The organism is Cognatiluteimonas sedimenti, assembly GCF_022808325.1.
GTDB lineage: Bacteria > Pseudomonadota > Gammaproteobacteria > Xanthomonadales > Xanthomonadaceae > Cognatiluteimonas > Cognatiluteimonas sedimenti.
In genome coordinates, this window is record NZ_JALGCL010000002.1 from 46,626 (window position 1) to 65,836 (window position 19,211).

At 70.0% G+C, this 19,211-nt stretch carries 15 protein-coding genes; 10 read left to right on the forward strand and 5 right to left on the reverse strand.

Translation table 11 applies throughout. The features are described from left to right. The first annotated feature begins 11 nt into the window (after nucleotides 1-11). From murG to lpxC, 7 genes are all read left to right on the forward strand, one after another. On the forward strand, nucleotides 12-1,079 hold the full coding sequence (murG, locus tag MQC88_RS06930) for an undecaprenyldiphospho-muramoylpentapeptide beta-N-acetylglucosaminyltransferase (protein WP_315857092.1): 1,068 nt from the start codon (nucleotides 12-14) through the stop codon (nucleotides 1,077-1,079). Continuing rightward, on the forward strand, nucleotides 1,076-2,539 hold the full coding sequence (murC, locus tag MQC88_RS06935) for a UDP-N-acetylmuramate--L-alanine ligase (RefSeq protein ID WP_243320458.1): 1,464 nt from the start codon (nucleotides 1,076-1,078) through the stop codon (nucleotides 2,537-2,539). Before murG ends, murC begins: the two co-directional genes overlap by 4 nt. Continuing rightward, nucleotides 2,536-3,519, forward strand: coding sequence for a D-alanine--D-alanine ligase (locus tag MQC88_RS06940; protein WP_315857081.1), 984 nt, complete (start codon nucleotides 2,536-2,538; stop codon nucleotides 3,517-3,519). Before murC ends, MQC88_RS06940 begins: the two co-directional genes overlap by 4 nt. Continuing rightward, nucleotides 3,516-4,286: a cell division protein FtsQ/DivIB gene (locus MQC88_RS06945; RefSeq protein WP_315857082.1), complete on the forward strand. Its 771-nt coding sequence runs from the start codon at nucleotides 3,516-3,518 to the stop codon at nucleotides 4,284-4,286. The genes MQC88_RS06940 and MQC88_RS06945 overlap by 4 nt, the downstream gene beginning before the upstream one ends. Beyond that, nucleotides 4,283-5,518 (forward strand): cell division protein FtsA, encoded by a 1,236-nt coding sequence (ftsA, locus tag MQC88_RS06950; RefSeq protein ID WP_243320460.1) that lies wholly within the window; start codon nucleotides 4,283-4,285, stop codon nucleotides 5,516-5,518. The genes MQC88_RS06945 and ftsA overlap by 4 nt, the downstream gene beginning before the upstream one ends. Nucleotides 5,519-5,640: 122 nt before the next feature. Continuing rightward, a complete protein-coding gene (ftsZ, locus tag MQC88_RS06955) occupies nucleotides 5,641-6,891 on the forward strand; it encodes a cell division protein FtsZ (protein WP_243320462.1) in 1,251 nt (416 codons plus the stop codon). 299 nt (nucleotides 6,892-7,190) lie between these two features. After that, nucleotides 7,191-8,099 carry a UDP-3-O-acyl-N-acetylglucosamine deacetylase gene (gene lpxC, locus MQC88_RS06960; RefSeq protein ID WP_243320463.1) on the forward strand — a complete coding sequence of 303 codons (909 nt, stop codon included), beginning with the start codon at nucleotides 7,191-7,193 and terminating at the stop codon, nucleotides 8,097-8,099. Between the two features lie 210 nt (nucleotides 8,100-8,309). Here lpxC and MQC88_RS06965 read toward each other — a convergent pair whose 3' ends face one another. Beyond that, a complete protein-coding gene (locus tag MQC88_RS06965) occupies nucleotides 8,310-8,771 on the reverse strand; it encodes a DciA family protein (protein WP_243320465.1) in 462 nt (153 codons plus the stop codon). Between the two features lie 3 nt (nucleotides 8,772-8,774). Here MQC88_RS06965 and MQC88_RS06970 point away from each other — a divergent pair, with 3 nt between their 5' ends. The 3 genes from MQC88_RS06970 (at nucleotide 8,775) to MQC88_RS06980 (ending at nucleotide 13,968) form a co-directional block, all read left to right on the forward strand. After that, a complete protein-coding gene (locus MQC88_RS06970) occupies nucleotides 8,775-9,701 on the forward strand; it encodes a M23 family metallopeptidase (RefSeq protein WP_243320466.1) in 927 nt (308 codons plus the stop codon). 305 nt (nucleotides 9,702-10,006) lie between these two features. Beyond that, complete coding sequence (gene secA / locus MQC88_RS06975) at nucleotides 10,007-12,739, forward strand: preprotein translocase subunit SecA (protein ID WP_243320468.1); 2,733 nt, start codon at nucleotides 10,007-10,009, stop codon at nucleotides 12,737-12,739. Nucleotides 12,740-13,014: 275 nt separating this feature from the next. Continuing rightward, nucleotides 13,015-13,968: a Nudix family hydrolase gene (locus MQC88_RS06980; protein WP_243320470.1), complete on the forward strand. Its 954-nt coding sequence runs from the start codon at nucleotides 13,015-13,017 to the stop codon at nucleotides 13,966-13,968. 371 nt (nucleotides 13,969-14,339) lie between these two features. Here the strand turns inward: MQC88_RS06980 and coaE are convergent, their stop codons facing one another. The 4 genes from coaE to pilB form a co-directional block, all read right to left on the reverse strand. Continuing rightward, nucleotides 14,340-14,951, reverse strand: coding sequence for a dephospho-CoA kinase (gene coaE, locus MQC88_RS06985; protein ID WP_243320471.1), 612 nt, complete (start codon nucleotides 14,949-14,951; stop codon nucleotides 14,340-14,342). A gap of 35 nt (nucleotides 14,952-14,986) precedes the next feature. Beyond that, nucleotides 14,987-15,850 (reverse strand): prepilin peptidase, encoded by an 864-nt coding sequence (locus tag MQC88_RS06990; protein WP_243320473.1) that lies wholly within the window; start codon nucleotides 15,848-15,850, stop codon nucleotides 14,987-14,989. Between the two features lie 146 nt (nucleotides 15,851-15,996). Next, complete coding sequence (locus MQC88_RS06995) at nucleotides 15,997-17,247, reverse strand: type II secretion system F family protein (RefSeq protein ID WP_243320476.1); 1,251 nt, start codon at nucleotides 17,245-17,247, stop codon at nucleotides 15,997-15,999. Between the two features lie 149 nt (nucleotides 17,248-17,396). Beyond that, complete coding sequence (gene pilB, locus MQC88_RS07000; RefSeq protein WP_243320478.1) at nucleotides 17,397-19,121, reverse strand: type IV-A pilus assembly ATPase PilB; 1,725 nt, start codon at nucleotides 19,119-19,121, stop codon at nucleotides 17,397-17,399. Nucleotides 19,122-19,211: the final 90 nt, after the last annotated feature.

The window sequence follows — 19,211 nt, forward strand, 5'->3', positions numbered from 1 at the left end:
ACAGGCCGGTGATGATTCTGGCCGGCGGCACCGGCGGCCACATCTTCCCCGGGCTGGCGGTGGCCGCGGCACTGCGCGCGCGCGGCGTGCAGGTGTCGTGGCTGGGCGCCGATGGCGGCATGGAAACGCGGCTGGTGCCGCAGCACGGGATCGCGATCGACACGATCGCGGTCAAGGGCCTGCGCGGCAAGGGCGTGGCGGCACTGCTGGGTGCGCCGTGGCGCGTGCTGCAGGCGATCCGCGCGGCGTCCCGGGTCATGCGCGCGCGGCTGCCGGTGGCGGTCGTCAGCTTCGGCGGCTACGCCGCGGGGCCCGGCGGCATCGCCGCGAAGCTGCGCGGCGTCCCGCTGGTCGTGCACGAGCAGAATCGCGCGCCGGGGATGACCAACCGCGTGCTTGCGCGATTCGCGCGCCGGGTGCTGACCGGCTTCCCGCAGACCTTCAAGGGCATCGCCGAGGACGTGGTCGGCAATCCGGTGCGCGGCGCGATCGCGGCGCTGCCGCCGCCAGCGCAACGCTTCGCCACCCGCAGCGGCGCATTGCGCCTGCTGGTGCTGGGCGGCAGCCAAGGCGCGCGCGCGCTCAACGAAGCGCTGCCGCGCGCGCTGGCCACGCTCAGCGGCAGCGTGCAGGTCCGCCACCAGTGCGGCGAGAAGCTGCGCGAGGACGCCGAGCGCGCCTACGCACAGGCCGGCGTCGCCGCCAGCGTGGAGCCCTTCATCGCCGACATGGCCGCGGCCTATGCCGACGCCGACCTGGTGGTGTGCCGCGCGGGCGCGCTGACCCTGGCCGAACTGTGCGCCGCCGGCATTGGCAGCGTGCTGGTGCCGTTCCCGCAGGCGGTCGACGACCACCAGACGAAGAACGCCGAATACCTGGTCGAGCGCGGCGCGGCGCTGCTGCTGCCGCAGGGCGAACGCCTGGCAGAGGAACTGCGCGCCGCCCTGGCCGCGCTTGCGCCGGACCCGGTGCGGCGCCTGGCGATGGCCGAAGCCGCGCGCGCGCTGTCCCGCCCGGATGCCGCCGAGCGCGTCGCCGACGCGGTGCTCGCCGCCAGCGCATGGAAGGAAGCCGCATGAGCGCCGTCCGCCGCCTGCTCGGCAGCCGCGACATCGCCCGTACCCGGCTCGATGGCGCCGCCACGCGCGTCCACTTCGTCGGCATCGGCGGCGTCGGCATGAGCGGCATCGCCGAAGTCCTGTGCACGCTGGGCTGCACCGTGTCGGGCTCGGACAATGCCGACAACGCGGTGACCCGGCGGCTGGCCTCGCTGGGCGCGACCATCCACCGCGGCCATGCCGCCAGCCACGTGCACGGCGCCGACTGCGTGGTCGCCTCCAGCGCGATCCAGGCCGACAACCCCGAACTGGCCGAGGCGCGCGCGCGCCGCATCCCGGTGGTGCCGCGCGCGGAAATGCTGGCCGAGCTGATGCGCTTCCGCCGCGGCATCGCGGTCGCCGGCACCCACGGCAAGACCACCACCACCTCGTTGCTGGCCAGCGTGCTCGGCGAGGGCGGGCTCGACCCCACGTTCGTCATCGGCGGCAAGCTGCTGGCGGCCGGCGCCAATGCGCGCCTCGGCGGCGGCGACTGGCTGGTGGCCGAGGCCGACGAAAGCGACGGCAGCTTCCTGCGCCTCAACCCGCTGGTCGCCATCGTCACCAACATCGACGCCGACCATCTGGAGAACTACGGCGGCGACTTCGCCAACGTGCAGGCCGCGTTCGCCGAGTTCCTGCACCGGCTGCCGTTCTATGGCCTGGCGGTGCTGTGCATCGACGACCCGGAGGTCGCCACGCTCGCCGCCGGCACGCCGCGCCACGTGATGACCTACGGCTTCGCCGACGAGGCCGACGTGCGTGCCGAGGACGTCCGCCAGGACGGCGCCTGCATGCGCTTCGTGCTGTGCCTGCCCGATGGCGCGCGCACGCCGGTCGAACTGGCGCTGCCCGGCCGCCACAACGTGCTCAACGCGCTGGCCGCGGCCGCGGTCGGCTGGCAACTGGGGATCGCCGCCGATGCCATTGCGCGGGCGCTGCAGAAATTCGCCGGCATCGGCCGCCGCTTCAACCTGCTGGCCAGGCTCACCACCGCCAGGGGCGCGACGGTCCAGCTGGTCGACGACTACGGCCACCATCCCAAGGAACTGGAAGCGGTGTTCGCCGCCGCGCGTGGCGGCTGGCCGGACCAGCGCCTGGTGGTCGCGTTCCAGCCGCACCGCTACAGCCGCACGCGGGACCTGTTCGACGAGTTCGCGGCGGTGCTCTCCGGCGTCGATGCGCTGGTGCTGACCGAGGTCTACCCGGCCGGCGAACAGCCGATCGCCGGCGCCGACGCCAAGGCGCTGGCACGCGCGATCCGCGCCCGCGGCCGTATCGATCCGGTGGTCGTCGGCAGCGCCGGCGAGCTGGCCACGGTGTTGCCCGACATCCTGCATGACGGCGACCTGCTGCTGCTGATGGGCGCCGGCGACATCGGCCAGGCCGCGCAGCAGCTGGCGGCGAACGGGTTCGGCGCGGGCGAGGGCGCGCAGGCATGACCGCGATGCTTTCGCCGCCGCGCATCACCGATCCGGCGCTGTTCGGGCACGTCGCCGTGCTGATGGGCGGCACCAGTTCCGAGCGTGACGTGTCGCTGGATTCCGGCCGCAACGTGCTGGCGGCGCTGCGTGCGCGCGGGATCAAGGCCGACGCTGTCGACGGCATTCCCAACCTGGTGCGCGAACTGCAGTCCGGGCACTTCGACCGCGTGTTCAACATCCTCCACGGCAACAAGGGCGGTGGCGAGGACGGCGTGCTGCAGGGGCTGCTGGAAGCGCTCGGCATGCCGTACACCGGCTCGGGCGTGCTGGGCAGCGCGCTGTCGATGGACAAGATCCGCAGCAAGCAGGTGTGGCTGGCGCTCGGCTTGCCGACGCCGCGCTACGTGCGGCTCGAGCGGGGCGCGGACGTGCATGCCGCCGCGCGCGAACTGGGCCTGCCGCTGATCGTCAAGCCGGCGTGCGAGGGCTCCAGCGTCGGCGTCAGCCGCGTCCACGGGGATGCCGACCTCGACGCCGCGGTCGAGCTGGCCGCGCGCTATCCCGGCGAGTTGCTGGTCGAGCAGCTGATCGAATCCGACCGCGGCGCCGCCGGCGAGTACACCATCGGCGTGCTCGACGGCCGCGCGTTGGCCAGCATCCACATCGTGCCCAGAGGTGGCTGGTACGACTACAACGCGAAGTACGTCGCCGAGGACACGCAATACATCTGCCCGGGGCTCGACGAAGCCGGCGAAGCGCAGGCGCGGGCGATGGCCGAGCGCGCGTTCGCCGCGCTCGGGCTGCATGGATGGGCGCGGATCGACTTCATGCGCGACCGCGACGGCCGCAACTGGCTGCTGGAGGCCAACACCGCGCCGGGCATGACCAGCCATTCGCTGATGCCCAAGTCGGCGGCGGCGTTCGGCATTGCCTTCGAGGAGTTGTGCTGGCGGATCCTCGAAACCAGCCTGCCGGCGACGGAGGTCGCGCCCGCATGAACGCGATCCTGCGCATCCTCGCCTGGACGCTGGCCGTGGTGCTGGTAGCGCTGCCGGTGGTGGCGGTCGTCAACGGCTGGATCGGCGCCGAGCGCTGGCCGCTGCGCACGCTGCGGGTGCAGGGCGAACTGCAGCGCGTGGATGGCGCCACCCTGCAGAAGACGCTGCTGCCGTACGCGCATCGCGGTTTCTTCGCGGTACGGCTCGAGGACGCGCGCGCAGCGGTGGCGAGGCTGCCGTGGGTCGAGCACGCCGAAGTGCGCAAGCGCTGGCCGGACGTGCTGGAAGTGCGGATCGTCGAGCACAAGCCGTTCGCGCAATGGGGCCGGGACCGCCTGCTGTCGGAGGAAGGGCAGTTGTTCCCGGCGGCCGGGATCGCGGTCCCCAAGGGCCTGCCGCGGCTGGATGGCCCGGATACGCGGGTCGCCGCCGTGGTCGCGCTCTACAACGAATCGCGCGCGCTGTTCGCGCCCAGCGGGATCGGCGTGCGCGGCGTGGCGCTGGACCGCCGCGGCAGCTGGACGCTGGTGCTTTCCGGCGGCACCGACGTGGTCGTCGGCAGCAGCGAGGCACGCCTGCGCCTCGGGCGCTTCGCACGGCTGCTGCCGCAGCTGCTGTCGCAGAAGCAGCTGCCGCTGGCGCGCGCGGACCTGCGCTACACCAACGGCTTCGCCCTGACCTGGGCTGGGGCGACGGCGCCCCAACACAGCGCGACCACTCCCCCACCCGCCACCGCCGGCGGGCGCAGCACGGAAGGAAGTACATGAACCGCAAAGGCGACAAGGCACTGATCGTCGGGCTCGACATCGGCACCTCCAAGGTGGTGGCGCTGGTGGGCGAGTATTCGCCCGGCAACCCGATCGAGGTGATCGGCATCGGCTCGCACGAGTCGCGCGGGCTCAAGCGCGGCGTGGTGGTGGACATCGAATCCACGGTGCAGTCGATCCAGCGCGCGGTCGAGGAGGCCGAGCTGATGGCCGGCTGCGAGATCCGCAGCGTGTACGCGTCGATCTCCGGCAACCACGTGCAGTGCCGCAACTCGCCCGGGATCGTCCCGATCCGCGACGGCGAGGTGACCTGGGGCGACCTCGACCGCGTGCTCGAGGCGGCCAAGGCAGTGGCGATCCCGGCCGACCAGAAGATCCTGCACGCGATCCCGCGCGAGTACGTGCTGGACGATTCCCAGGAAGGCATCCGCAACCCGGTCGGCATGACCGGCGTGCGCCTGGAAGTGCACGCGCACCTGGTGGTGTGCGCGCAGTCGGCCGCCGCCAACATCAGCAAGTGCGTGCAGCGCTGCGGCCTGCAGGTCGACGACCTGATCCTGTCGTCGCTGGCCTCGGCCACCGCGGTGCTGACCAGCGACGAGCGCGAGCTCGGCGTGGTGCTGGTCGACATCGGCGCCGGCACCACGGACCTGGCGGTATTCGTGCTGGGCGCGATCAGCCATACCGCGTCGTTGCCGATCGCAGGCGACCACGTCACCAACGACATCGCGCACATGCTGCGCACGCCCACGCCCGAGGCCGAGCAGATCAAGGTCCGCTACGCCTGCGCGCTGGCGCAGCTGGCGACGGCGGAGGAGTCGATCCAGGTGCCCAGCGTCGGCGACCGCCCGCCGCGGCGCCTGCCGCGGCATTCGCTGGCGCAGGCGGTGCAGGGGCGCTACGAGGAAATCTTCGAGATGGTGCAGGCCGAACTGCGCCGCAGCGGCTTCGAGGAACTGGTGCGCGCCGGCATGGTGCTCACCGGCGGCGCCTCGAAGATGGAAGGCGTGGTGGAACTGGCCGAGGAAATGCTGCAGATGCCGGTGCGCGTGGGCATCCCGCAGCACGTGACCGGCCTGGGCGAAGTGGTCAACAACCCGGTCCACGCCACCGGCGTCGGCCTGCTGCTGATGGGCAGCCAGATCGAGCATCCGCGGCGGCCGGTGATCCCGACCGGGCGCGCGGGCAGCTTCTTCAACAAATTGAAGGACTGGTACCGCGGCGAGTTCTGAGGCCGCGGCGCGGGACAACACCGGCGCGACGGCGCGCCGGCGGCAGGGCAGGCAAGGCGATTGCGGTACTTGGCAACACGACCCGATTCCATAACGAGCAACACAGAACAGAGGACACGGACATGGCGCATTTCGAACTGGTTGAAAAGATGGCCCCGAATGCGGTCATCAAGGTAGTAGGCGTGGGCGGCGGCGGCGGCAACGCGGTCGCGCACATGGTCAACGGCAGCGTCGACGGGGTGGAGTTCATCACCGCCAACACCGACGCACAGGCGATCAAGAACTGCGGCGCCAAGCTGCAGCTGCAGCTGGGCAGCAACGTCACCAAGGGCCTGGGCGCCGGCGCGAACCCGGAAGTCGGCCGCCAGGCGGCGCTCGAGGATCGCGAACGCATCATGGACGCGCTGCAGGGCGCCGACATGGTGTTCATCACCGCCGGCATGGGCGGCGGCACCGGCACCGGCGCGGCGCCGGTGGTCGCGCAGCTGGCCAAGGAGATGGGCATCCTGACCGTGGCGGTCGTCACCAAGCCGTTCCCGTTCGAGGGCCGCCGGCGCATGCAGGTCGCGCTCAAGGGCATCGACGAACTGAGCCAGCACTGCGACTCGCTGATCACGATCCCGAACGAGAAGCTGATCACCGTGCTGGGCCGCAACGCCACCATGATCCAGGCCTTCCGCGCGGCCAACGACGTGCTGCTGGGCGCGGTGCAGGGCATCGCCGACCTGATCGTGCGCCCGGGCCTGATCAACGTCGACTTCGCCGACGTCCGCACCGTGATGAGCGAGATGGGCCTGGCGATGATGGGTACCGGCCACGCCCGCGGCGACGACCGCGCGTCTGCCGCGGCCGAGGCCGCGATCCAGAACCCGCTGCTCGACGACGTCAACCTGTCCGGCGCCAACGGCATCCTGGTCAACATCACCGCCGGCCCGGACTTCACCATGGCCGAGTTCGACGAGGTCGGTCGCACGGTGGAAGGTTTCGCCAGCGAGGACGCGACGGTCGTCATCGGCACCGTGCTCGACCCGGACATGCAGGACGAGGTCCGCGTCACCGTGGTCGCCACCGGCCTCAACCGTGCCGTCTCGCGGCAGTCGGTGCGCGGCGAGCGTGCGGACTTCAGCTCCGAGCCGAACCGCAAGCCGCACGTCCAGCTGATCAATACCCAGAACGGCATGGGCAAGCGCGACGGCACCACCGGCATGCTGATCGACGCGGTCGCCGATCCGTTCAATCCCGGCCAGGGCATCGCCGCCAACCTGCGCGGGCGCAGCAGCGGCAGCGAGGCGCCGGCGCCGGCGGTGGCCGATTTCGGCGGCGACAGCAGCTACCTGGACATCCCGGCGTTCCTCCGGCGCCAGGCCGACTGAGCGGTCGCCGCCCCGGCGGCAGCCGTGTCCTGCTCCAACCCGCCTGGCCTGCGCCGGCCAGGCGGGGCTGTCTTTCGGTCGGTCGGCCCGTGTGGCCGGCCGGCCCGCTTCGCCACCGTCCGCGGATGCCGCGCCACCGCAGCGGTGCCCGGATGGCCCGACCGGTGCAGCTTGCCCATGGCGGCTGCTTCCGTTCATGTTCAGCGGGGTGCATGCTAGGCTTTGCGCCCTCCCGCGGCCCTGACGCCGTCCTTCGCGACGCCCCGTCCGCACCCACGCCCGCGACAGCCCGAGCCTGCATGCTGCAGCAACGCACCCTCAAGAACGTGATCCGCGCCACCGGCGTCGGCCTGCACAGTGGCGAGAAGGTCTATCTCACCCTGCGCCCGGCCGCGGTGGACACCGGCATCGTGTTCCGGCGCGTGGACCTGGACCCGGTGGTGGAAATCCCCGCCAGTGCCGACCTGGTCACCGAAACGATGCTCTGCACCGGCCTGTCGCAGGGCCTGGGCAAGGTGATGACGGTCGAGCACCTGATGTCGGCCTTCGCCGGCCTCGGCATCGACAACGCCTACGTCGATCTGTCGGCGGCGGAAGTGCCGATCATGGACGGCTCGGCCGGGCCGTTCGTGTTCCTGCTGCAGTCGGCCGGGCTGGTCGATCAGGCCGCGGCCAAGCGCTTCATCCGCATCCGGCGTCCGATCGAGGTGCGCGACGGCGACAAGCGCGCCGGCTTCACCCCCTACGACGGCTTCCGGCTCGACTTCACCGTCGAGTTCAACCACCCCGCCATCCCCGCCGCGCAGTCGCGCGCGCAGGTCGAGTTCTCCAGCGAAGCCTACGTGCGCGAGGTCAGCCGCGCCCGCACCTTCGGCTTCATGCGCGACCTGGAATTCATGCGCGAGCGCAATCTCGGCCTCGGTGGCTCGATGGACAACGCGATCGTGCTCGACGAGTTCCGCGTGCTCAACGACGACGGCCTGCGCTACGCCGACGAGTTCGTGCGCCACAAGATCCTCGACGCGGTCGGCGACCTGTACCTGGCGGGGCGCCCGATCATCGGTGCGTTCGAGGGCTTCAAGTCCGGCCATGCGCTCAACAACAAGCTGGTGCGCGCGCTGCTGGCCGAGCGCTCGGCCTGGGAAGAAGTCAGCTTCCCCGACGCCGCCGCCGCCCCGGCCGCCTACGGCCTGCCGCTGCCGGCCTGAGCCCTCCGGGCCACTGCCCGGGGGCTTCCCGGGCCATCGTCATGCCGCTGAACCCTGCTCAGACAAGTGAGTGGGTTGTGAGTGTTTAACGGAAAATTAACGGGAATTTTCCGGTTTTCTAGCGCTTTGTTAACGCTTCTGCCGGTTTCGGCCGGTAGCATGCCCCCTTCGCTGCGGCCCGTAACGTCAAACCGGCCCGCCAGCGGACACTCAGGAGTCGTTCTTTTTCGTCCCGTCGGGGACATCCTTCGGTGCCAGTGCGGCCTGCAACGCTTCGCGTGCGGCGGCCGGGATCGGCAGGGGACGGCGCGGTGCCGGGGGATCCGGCGACAGCGGCACAGTCGTGGTCTTGACGACGACCTCGCCGCATTCCAGCCCGACGGATCGGGCGGCGTCGAGGAGTGCGGGGGCCGCGAGCCGCAAGCGCGCGTGCCAGACCGGCGAATCGACGACGAAAACGAGCTTGGCGCCATCCACGTTCGCAAACCTCGCGTGCGCGGCAAGTGAAGGCGGCAGGTGGGGACGCAGTCGCTGTTCCAGTGCATCGAGCCACAAGGCGCGGCGCAACGGATCGGCGGCACCGCCCGCGAACAGCGCATCCAGCGCGTTGCGCGGCGGCGCCGGGGCCCTGGGGCCGGGCGGCTTCGACGAACCAGATCGGGAACCAGACATCGCATGACTTTACACAGCATCCTCGACAACCTGCGCGGCCGCCTTGGGCGGGCCGCCGAGCACGCCGGCCAGTGCGCCTCACGGCAGCCGGCAGTGACGACCGTGGTGCTGCTGGCCGCGGGCATCGCCTTCGGCGCCGGCGCCCGCACCGGGGTCGGATTCGCCGAGGTCTCGCTGCTGCAGCAGCGCGTGGTGCAACAGCAACTGCAACTGGACAGCACCCGCGACCAGGCCCAGCGCGAGGTCAATGCACTGGCCGCGCGCCTGGGCGAGCTGCAGGCCGAGGCCAACCGCCTCAACGCCCTCGGCGAGCGCCTGACCCAGGTCGGCCAGCTCGGCGACGGCGAGTTCGATTTCGACGCCCCGGTCGGCATCGGTGGTTCCGGCCCGGTGCGCGACATGCCGGCGGCCGAGCTCCGCGCCGGCCTTGGCCAGCTCGACACCCAGTTCAAGGCCTCCGGCGCGCAGCTGTCGGTGCTGGAGTCGCTGCTGTTCAACCGCAAGCTGGACCAGGACGCGACCCCGTCGCGGATGCCGATCGCCAACACCTACATCACCTCCGGCTTCGGCGGCCGCGCCGATCCGTTCGGCGGTGGCCGTGGCTACCACAAGGGCATGGACTTCCACGCCCGCACCGGCGATCCGGTGATGGCGGTGGCCGACGGCGTGGTCAGCTACGCCGGGGTGCGTTCGGGCTACGGTAACGTGGTCGAGATCGACCATGGCAACGGTTACGTCACCCGCTACGCCCACAACTCGCGGCTGCTGGTGCGGGTGGGCGACCTGGTGCGCAGCGGCCAGCAGGTCGCCAAGGCCGGCTCGACCGGGCGCTCGACCGGCGCCCACGTCCACTTCGAGGTCTGGGACAACGGCCGCGTGGTCAATCCGCGCAAGTTCCTGGGCCAGGCGCAGGTCGCCAGCCGCGGCTGAGGCCGCCGCGCCCACGCGCTCCCGACCCGGGCGGCGGACGCCGGGGCGGATGGCGGGAAAGGGCCGCCGCAGCGGGGTGTCGTCGCGCGCGGCGGCGCGTTGCGGCGGCATCGCGGGCAGCGATCAACCTTGCCCCGCTTGATTCCGCGGCCCGCGCCTCCACGCTACAATCCGGTTTGCCGTGAAAAGGGCGCCCCGCGCCCTTTTTCGTTTTCGGGCCGTTCCCCCAGGGGAACGCCGGGGAATTCCGCGCACCCGCGCTGGTCTGCTTTCCCCGGCCACCGACTCCTCCTACCGGATCCAGAATGTTCAATCGCCTGCTCACCAGCGTTTTCGGCAGCCGCAACGAGCGCCTGCTCAAGCAACTCGGCGGCATCGTCAAGAAGATCAACGCGCTCGAGGCGCAGATGGTGGCGCTGTCCGACGCGGACCTGCAGGCCAAGACGCCCGAGTTCCAGCAGCGCCTCGCCAACGGCGAGTCGCTCGACAAGATCCTTCCGGAAGCCTTCGCCGTCTGCCGCGAAGCCTCCAAGCGCGTGCTCGGCATGCGCCACTACGACGTGCAGCTGATCGGCGGCATGGTCCTGCACATGGGCAAGATCGCGGAGATGCGCACCGGCGAGGGCAAGACCCTGGTCGCGACCCTGCCGGTGTACCTCAATGCGCTCGCCGGCAAGGGCGTGCACCTGATCACCGTCAACGACTACCTCGCCCGCCGCGACGCCGGCTGGATGGGCAGGCTCTACACCTGGCTGGGGCTGTCGGTGGGCGTCGTCTACCCGGGCATGCCGCATTCGGACAAGCACGCCGCCTACGCCGCGGACATCACCTACGCCACCAACAACGAGATCGGCTTCGACTACCTGCGCGACAACATGGCGCTGGCGAAGGAGGACCGCTTCCAGCGCGGCCTCCACTACGCGATCGTCGACGAGGTCGATTCGATCCTGATCGACGAGGCGCGCACGCCGCTGATCATCTCCGGCCCCGCCGACGAATCGCCGGAGCTGTACCTCAAGGTCAACGCGATCGTCCCGCGCCTCACCCGGCAGCAGGAAGAGGAAGGCGAGGGCGACTACTGGGTCGACGAGAAGCAGAAGCAGGTGCACCTGTCCGAGGCCGGCCAGGAACACGCCGAGGCGCTGCTGCGCGAGGCCGGGATCCTGGAGGGCGACGACAGCCTGTACGCGTCGCACAACATCCACGTCGTCCACCACCTCAACGCCGGCCTGCGCGCGCACGGCATCTACCAGCGCGATGTCGACTACATCGTCCGCGACGGCGAAGTCATCATCGTCGACGAGTTCACCGGCCGCACCCTGGCCGGGCGGCGCTGGTCCGACGGCCTGCACCAGGCGGTCGAGGCCAAGGAAGGCGTCACTGTCCAGCGCGAGAACCAGACGCTGGCCTCGATCACCTTCCAGAACCTGTTCCGCATGTACGGCAAGCTCGCGGGCATGACCGGCACCGCCGATACCGAGGCCTACGAGTTCCAGTCGATCTACGGCCTGGAAGTGATCGTGATCCCGACCCACCGGCCGATGGTGCGCAAGGACCATTCGGACATGGTGTTCCTCAACCGCGCCGGCAAATACCGCGCGGTGGTCGCAGAGATCAAGGACGCGCACGCCAAGGGCCAGCCGGTGCTGGTCGGCACCACCTCGATCGAGGTCTCGGAGATGCTCAGCGAGCAGCTGCGCGCGGCCGGCATCCACCACGAGGTGCTCAACGCCAAGCAGCACGAGCGCGAAGCGACCATCGTCGCCCAGGCCGGTCGCCCGGGCGCGGTCACCATCGCCACCAACATGGCCGGCCGCGGCACCGATATCGTGCTTGGCGGTTCGCTGGAAGCCGAGCTCGCCGAGCTCGAAGCGCAAACCGGCGCCGAGGTCGACGCCGACACCAGGGCGCGCCTGAAGGCGGAATGGCAGCAGCGCCACGACGCGGTCAAGGCCGCCGGCGGCCTGCACATCGTCGGCACCGAGCGCCACGAGTCGCGCCGCATCGACAACCAGCTGCGCGGCCGCTCCGGCCGCCAGGGCGACCCGGGTTCGTCGCGCTTCTACCTGTCGCTGGAAGACAACCTGATGCGGATCTTCGCCGCGGACTGGGTGCAGCGGGTGATGGCGCGGATGGGCCTGAAGGAAGACGACATCATCGAATCGCCGCTGGTGTCCAAGCAGATCGCCAACGCCCAGCGCAAGGTCGAGGCCCACAACTTCGACATCCGCAAGAACCTGCTGGACTTCGACGACGTCAACAACGACCAGCGCAAGGTCATCTACCAGCAGCGCAACGAGCTGCTGGAAGCCGACAGCGTGCAGGACAACATCCTGGGCATCCGCGACGACGTGGTCGCCGCGACGGTGGCGCGCTTCGTGCCCCCCAACTCGATCGACGAGCAGTGGGACCTGCAGGGCCTGGAATCGGAGCTGGCCAGCGAGTTCGGCGTGCGCCCGGAGCTGGTCGACATGGTCGCCAGGGCCACCGAGATCGACGCCGAGAAGATCGCGACCGAAGTGCAGCAGGAAGTCGAGCGCATCTTCACCGACAAGGAAGCGCAGGTCGGCCCCGAAACCATGCGCATGATCGAGAAGCACATCATGCTCAGCGTGCTCGACGACAACTGGAAGCAGCACCTGGCGCGGATGGATTACCTGCGCCAGGGCATCCACCTGCGCGGCTACGCGCAGAAGCAGCCCAAGCAGGAGTACAAGCACGAGGCCTTCGAGCTGTTCGGCGAAATGCTGGAGAAGGTCAAGCGCGAGGTGGTCACGCTGCTGGCGCGGGTGCGGATCCGCAGCGAGGAGGAAGTGGCCGCGATGGAAGCCGCCGAGCGCATGCAGGCGCAGGCGCAGGCCGGGCAGATGCAGTTCCAGCATGCCGACGCCGGCGGCCTGGGCGCGGACGAGGAAGCGCAGCAGGCCCAGGCCATGGCCGCGGCGCTGCAGTCCGGCATGCCCAAGGTCGGCCGCAACGATCCCTGTCCCTGCGGCAGCGGCAAGAAGTTCAAGCACTGCCATGGACAGCTGGCCTGAGACATCGCCACGGCGCCCTGCCGCGCCACGCACCCCTCACCCTGCTTCGCTGCGCGAAGTTGTCCCGCACTCCGTGCCCCGGCCCTTGCGCATGGCGCAAGGGCGTTCGGTCGTGCGCGAGCCAGTGGCTCGCAAGCCGCACGCCCCCACCCCCGCAGGCGGGGCGAGGGTGATGCCGGGCAGCCCCTGCTGTTCCTTCTCCCTGCCTGCGGGGAGAAGGTGCCGAAGGCGGATGAGGGGCGGGCAGGACGACGCGAATTCGCGCTGCGACGCACATGCCTGAGCCCATCGTCGATGTCGTCGCCGGCGCCATCGCCGACGCCCGCGGCCGCATCCTGCTCGCGCGCCGCACCGAAGGCCGCGACCTCGCCGGGCTGTGGGAATTCCCCGGCGGCAAGCGCGAGCGCGGCGAAACCCCGGAAGCCGCGCTCGCGCGCGAGCTGCACGAGGAACTCGGCATCACCATCGAGATCGGCGCGCCGCTGATCGCGGTGCCGCAGCAGTACCCGCACAAGCGCCTGCGCCTGGACGTGCGCCGGATCGACGCCTGGCGCGGCACGCCCAAAGGCCTGGACGGCCAGGCGCTGGCCTGGGTGCCGGCGCACAAGCTGGCCAGCTACGCGATGCCGCCGGCCGACCGGCCGGTGGTTGCGGCACTGCTGCAGCCGGACCGCTACCTGGTCACCCCCGCGCCCGGCAGCGACGCGGGCCGCTGGCTTCAGGCGCTGGAAGTCGCCCTGGCCCAAGGCGTGCGTCGCGTGCAGTTGCGCCCGGGCGAGGGCACCGAGCCTGCGCGCTGGCGCGCGCTGGCGGCACGGGCGGCCGCGTGCTGCCGCAGCGCCGATGCCGAGGTCCTGGTCAACGGCGACCTGGCGCTGGCGCGCGACCTCGAGGTCGGCGTCCACCTGCGCGCCGCGCAACTGCAACAGCTTGAGCAACGCCCGCTGCCTGCGGGCCTGGTGGTGGCCGCATCGGCCCATGACGCCGACGACCTGCGCCATGCCGAAAGACTGGGCTGCGACTTCGCCGTGCTCGGTCCGCTCAAACCCACCCCCACGCACCCGCGCGCCAAGGGCCTGGGCTGGCGCGCGTTCGCGGCCCTGCGCGAACAGGTATCGCTGCCGCTGTACGCGATCGGCGGCCTGGCGGCCGACGACATCGCCGACGCCCGTGCCCACGGCGCCCAGGGCATCGCCGCCATCCGCGCACTGTGGCCCGCGCACGCGTAGGAGCGGCTTCAGCCGCGACCGTGGGTTGCGCGCATCTCTCCTGGCACGGGCACCGTAAGCCGTCCTTGTGCGGCGGATCGCCGCTTACCCCGCAGTGCCCAGGGCATCGCCGCCCTCGGCGCGCTGTGGCCCGCGTACGTGCAGGGCTTCAGCCGCGAGCGTTGGTTGCGTGCAGCCCACTTCTCAGGAGCGCAGTAAGCCGTGATGCGCTTGTGCGGCGGATCGCACCTCGAGTTGCTGCCACGGAATGGCAAGCGGGGCGGTGCGCGGGCAACCGGCTTGTCGCGGCTGAAGCCGCTCCTACACGTGCGGGCGATCCCGGCGTGCCGGCGCCGCCGCGCCGCCGCATCGATGAAGCCGCTTCGGACCGTCTAGCCAGCCGCCAGCCGCCGGTACAGCGCATCCAGCGCCGCCACGTGCGCGTCCAGCGCGTCCAGCGTGCCGTTGTTCACGATCACGTCGTCGGCGATCGCCAGCCGCTGCGCGCGCGTGGCCTGCGCGGCAAGCATGCGCTCGGCCAGGGGCTGGTCGATGCCGTCGCGTTGCCGCAGGCGCGCCATCTGCACCTGCTCCGGCACGTCCACGACCAGTATCCGGGCCAGCCACGGATAGGCCTCGCGGCCGCCGCCTTCGGCCAGCAGCGGGATCGCGGCGATGGCATACGGCCCGGCGGCCGCCGCGCATTGCGCGTGCAGCGTCGCGCGCACGCGCGGATGCACGATCGCCTCCAACGCACGGCGTGCCGCGTCGTCGGCAAAGACCCGCCGCCGCATCGCGGCCCGGTCCAGCGCCCCGGATGCGTCCAGCACGCCCGCGCCGAAAGCCGCCACCACGTCCGCCAACCCTTCGGACCCGGGTTCCACCGCCGCGCGCGCGGCGGCATCGGCATCGGCCACCGCGACCCCGAGCGCCTCGAACCGGCGCTGCACCTCGCTCTTGCCCGAGGCGACGCCGCCGGTGAGGCCGATGATGTAGTGGCTCATGCGTGGATCATGCGGCGCGGAGCGGATCGCCGAGGTTACCGCAGCCCGGAAAACCGCAGATACGCGTCGACCATCCAGTCGCCCCAGAAGAACACGATCCAGCCGGCGACGGCCAGGTAGGGGCCGAACGGGATCGGGGTGGCGCGATCGCGGCCCCTGGCCGCCAGCCAGATCGAGCCGACGATGGCGCCGACCAGCGACGACAGCAGGATCGTCGGCAGGATGCCCTGCAGGCCCACCCAGGCGCCCAGCGCGGCCAGCAGCTTGAAGTCGCCGTGGCCCATGCCTTCCTTGCCGGTGAGCTGCTTGAACAGCCACCACACCGACCACAGGCTCAGGTAGCCGATGACCGCGCCGACCACCGCCGGCTTGCTCGGCAGGTACAGCGCATCGATGCTGGCGATCAATCCCAGCCACAACAACGGCAGGGTCAGCTGGTCGGGCAGCAGCTGCGTGCGCAGGTCGATGCCCGACAGCGCGACCAGGAAACAGGTCAGTACGATCGCGCCGAAGCCCTGCCAGCCGAAACCGAAGCGCCACACGCAGCACAGCACCAGCAGCATGGTCAGCAGTTCAACCAGCGGGTACTGGATCGAGATCGGCGCATGGCAGTGGCGGCAGCGCCCGCGCAGCGCCACCCAGCTCAGCACCGGGATGTTCTCGTACCACGACAGCTGCGCCTTGCAGTGCGGGCAGTGCGAGCGCTCGACCACGATCCCCGGCGGTGGCGGATCGTAGATCTCCGGCTCGCCCAGCACTTCCAGGCTGTCGCGCTTCCACTGCCATTCCAGCCGCCTGGGCAGGCGCAGGATCACGACGTTGAGGAAGCTGCCCAGCAGCAGCCCGAGGCCGGCCGCGACCGGGAAGCCGAGGCCGGGGTTCTGGTCCAGAAAAGACATTCAATCTCCCCGGGATTTCATCGGCATCGGATTCCGTGCCGAAAACTCGGAAGCGTGTAGCGCAGCGCGCGGCGGCGCGTTGGAGCGGCGTCGCTGGCAGCGATCGCCGCGGCGCGGTCAAGGAAGGACATGCAGCGAGGGCAGCGTCACATTGCCGCGGCAAGCTTGAAGATCGGCAGGTACATGCCGATCACCATGCAGCCGACGATACCGCCGATGAACAACATGATCATCGGCTCCAGCAGGCTCGACAACGCATCGACCGCGTTGTTGACCTCTTCCTCGTAGAACTCGGCGACCTTGAACAGCATCGCGTCCAGCGCGCCGGCCTCTTCGCCGATGGCGGTCATCTGCACCACCATGTGCGGGAACAGGTTGACCTGCTTCATCGCCATGTTCATCTGGTAGCCGACGGCGACGTCGTTCTTGATCCGGTGCACGGCCTCGGTATAGACCTTGTTGCCGGTGGCGCCGGCGACGATGTCCAGCGCCTCGACCAGGGGGACGCCGGCCCTGAAGGTGGTCGCCAGGGTACGCGCGAAGCGCGCGACCGCGGCGTCGTGCAGGATCTTCCCGACCACCGGGATCTTCAGCATCATCCGGTCGACCAGGTGCTGCAGCTGTTCGGAGCGCTTGTAGAAGTACAGGAAGGTAAAGACCGCGCCGACAATGATCAGCAATATCAGCCACCACCACTTGATCATGAAATCGCTGGCGGCGAGGATCATCACGGTGAACGCGGGCAGGTCGGCACCGAAGCTCTGGAACACCTGCCGGAACTGCGGCACCACGAACACCAGCAGGATTGCGCTGACGATGATCGCCACCGCGATGACGGTGGCGGGGTAGAACAGCGCCTTCTTGATCTTGCCCTTCAGGCTCTCGGTGTTTTCCTTGTAAGTGGCGATGGTGTCGAGCACCGTCTCCAGCACGCCCGCGGTCTCGCCGGCCTTGACCAGGTTGCGGTAAAGCTCGTCGAACTGCACCGGGTGCTTGAGCATGGCCTCGTACATCGACGAACCGCCGGCGATGTCCTCGCGCAGGGTGTCGATCAGCAACTTGGCCTTGGGGTTCTTCTGGCCGCCGGCAATGATCTCCAGGCCCTGCACGATCGGGACGCCGGACTTCATCATCGTCGCCAGCTGGCGGCTGAACACGGCGATGTCCTTGGCCGTGACCCGCTTGCCGGCGCTGCCGAACAGCGGCTTGGGCTTGGCCTTGACCATGGTCGGGTTGATGCCCTGGCGGCGCAGGTCGGCGCGGACGAAATTCTCGCTCTTGGCCGCGGCCTCGCCCTTCATCTTGGTGCCGCGCTTGTCGGTGCCTTCCCAGACGAAGGCCTTCAGCGGCTCCAGCTGGCGGGTAGCGGTCTTGGCTGCAGTACGGGTCACGGCCATGGGTCAGTTCCTGTGCCAGATGCAAGAGCGGGAGGGGCCGGCCGTTGCCGACCGTTCCGGGATTCCAATGAGCGGGATTGCGGGGGTTCTTCCTTCTCCCCGCAAGCGGGGAGGCGACGAAAGCGGCGGGCGCAGCGGGCGCATGGCCATCAATCCTTCGTCACGCGATTGATCTCGGCGAGGCTGGTGACGCCATTCTTCACCTTCATCAATGCCGACTGGCGCAGGTCGCGGACGCCGGATTGCAGCGCCGCTTCGGTCAGCTGCTGCACGTTGCCGCCGGCCAGCACGATCGCCTGGATCTCGTCGGTCATCGGCATCACCTGGTACAAGCCGGTGCGGCCCTTGTAGCCCTCGGTGCAGTCCGGGCAGCCGACCGCCTCGTAGATGGTCAGGCCGGCGTGGACCTCGTCCGGGGTGAAGCCTTCCGCCAACAGTGCGTGCTCGGGCAACTCCTGCACGCGCTTGCAGTCGTGCAGGCGCCGTGCCAGGCGCTGCGCGATCACCAGCGTCACCGACGAGGTGATGTTGAACGGCGCCACGCCCATGTTCATCAGGCGCGAGATGGTCTGCGGCGCGTCATTGGTATGCAGGGTGGACAGCACCATGTGGCCGGTCTGCGCGGCCTTGATAGCGATCTCGGCGGTTTCCAGGTCGCGGATTTCGCCGACCATCACCACGTCCGGGTCCTGGCGCAGGAAGCTGCGCAGCGCCGCGGCGAAGGTCATGCCGCGCTTGACGTTCATCTGCACCTGGTTGATGCCCGGTACGCGGATTTCGACCGGGTCCTCGACCGTGGAGATGTTGCGGGTGTCGTCGTTGAGGATGTTGAGCGCGGTGTACAGCGAAACGGTCTTGCCCGAGCCGGTCGGGCCGGTAACCAGCACCATGCCGTAGGGCTTCTGCACCGCGTCGAGGAAGAGCTTCTTCTGGTCTTCCTCGTAGCCCAGCTTGTCGATGCCCAGCTTGGCGGCGCCGCCGTCGAGGATGCGCAGCACGATCTTCTCGCCGAACAGGGTCGGCAGGGTGCTGACGCGGAAGTCGATCTGCTTGGTCTTGCTCAGGTTGAGCTTGATGCGGCCGTCCTGCGGCACGCGCTTCTCGGCGATGTCCAGCTGCGCCATCACCTTCAGGCGCGCGGCGATGCGCGGCGCCAGCTTGACCGGCACCTTGGCCACCTGCTTGAGCAGGCCATCGATGCGCAGGCGCACCCGGTACTTGTCCTCGTACGGCTCGAAGTGCACGTCCGAAGCGCCGCGGCGGATACCGTCGAGCAATATCTTGTTGATGAACTTGACCACCGGGGTGTCGTCGCCCTTGGCGTCGACGCCGCTTTCGGCGGCAAAGTCGTCCTCGCCCCCGCTGACCTCGAGGTCCTCGAGACCCTCGCTGTCGCCGACCGCGTCGGCCAGGGCATCGGCCGTCTCCAGCCACTGGTCGATGGTGCGTTTGATCCGGTCCTCGTCGACCAGGATCGCCTCGACGGTCAGGTTGGTGTGGAACTTGAGTTCGTCGAGTGCGCGGGTGTTGGTCGGGTCGGCCAGGCCGACGTACAGGCGACCGCCGCGCTTGAACAGCGGCAGCGCGTTATGTTTGCGCACCAGTTCCTCGCTGACCAGCTTGATCGCCGACTGCGCGGGATCCATCGACGAAACGTCGAACAGCGGCATGCCGAACTCGATCGAGTTGGCCGCGGCCAGGTCGGCCGGCGCGATCAGCTTGGTCTCCAGCAGGTAGTCGGCGACCCGGCGCTTATCCCGGGTGGCCGCCTCCAGCGCCGCACGCGCGTCCGCGTCGCCCAGGACCCCGTCCAGCACCAGGCGCCGGGCAATGCCGGTGATTCCCGCCAGGTTCGCAGTTGCGGCATCGGCCATGACAGGCCCTCCAGAGTCCCCACCCCGACTTTACCCCAATCGCGCCCCAGCGCGAACGCTGCGCCAGCCCCGTCCCCGGCGTGCGACGGC

Bases quoted from the DNA above. Each gene is read 5' to 3' on its own strand.
- MQC88_RS06990 (WP_243320473.1), bottom strand. From the start codon at position 15,850: ATGTCTTTTCTGGACCAGAACCCCGGCCTCGGCTTCCCGGTCGCGGCC.
- MQC88_RS06945 (WP_315857082.1), top strand. From the start codon at position 3,516: ATGAACGCGATCCTGCGCATCCTCGCCTGGACGCTGGCCGTGGTGCTG.
- ftsZ (WP_243320462.1), top strand. From the start codon at position 5,641: ATGGCGCATTTCGAACTGGTTGAAAAGATGGCCCCGAATGCGGTCATC.
- murC (WP_243320458.1), top strand. From the start codon at position 1,076: ATGAGCGCCGTCCGCCGCCTGCTCGGCAGCCGCGACATCGCCCGTACC.
- MQC88_RS06995 (WP_243320476.1), bottom strand. From the start codon at position 17,247: ATGGCCGTGACCCGTACTGCAGCCAAGACCGCTACCCGCCAGCTGGAG.
- lpxC (WP_243320463.1), top strand. From the start codon at position 7,191: ATGCTGCAGCAACGCACCCTCAAGAACGTGATCCGCGCCACCGGCGTC.
- MQC88_RS06970 (WP_243320466.1), top strand. From the start codon at position 8,775: ATGACTTTACACAGCATCCTCGACAACCTGCGCGGCCGCCTTGGGCGG.
- MQC88_RS06965 (WP_243320465.1), bottom strand. From the start codon at position 8,771: ATGTCTGGTTCCCGATCTGGTTCGTCGAAGCCGCCCGGCCCCAGGGCC.
- coaE (WP_243320471.1), bottom strand. From the start codon at position 14,951: ATGAGCCACTACATCATCGGCCTCACCGGCGGCGTCGCCTCGGGCAAG.
- MQC88_RS06940 (WP_315857081.1), top strand. From the start codon at position 2,536: ATGACCGCGATGCTTTCGCCGCCGCGCATCACCGATCCGGCGCTGTTC.
- ftsA (WP_243320460.1), top strand. From the start codon at position 4,283: ATGAACCGCAAAGGCGACAAGGCACTGATCGTCGGGCTCGACATCGGC.
- MQC88_RS06980 (WP_243320470.1), top strand. From the start codon at position 13,015: ATGCCTGAGCCCATCGTCGATGTCGTCGCCGGCGCCATCGCCGACGCC.
- murG (WP_315857092.1), top strand. From the start codon at position 12: ATGATTCTGGCCGGCGGCACCGGCGGCCACATCTTCCCCGGGCTGGCG.
- secA (WP_243320468.1), top strand. From the start codon at position 10,007: ATGTTCAATCGCCTGCTCACCAGCGTTTTCGGCAGCCGCAACGAGCGC.
- pilB (WP_243320478.1), bottom strand. From the start codon at position 19,121: ATGGCCGATGCCGCAACTGCGAACCTGGCGGGAATCACCGGCATTGCC.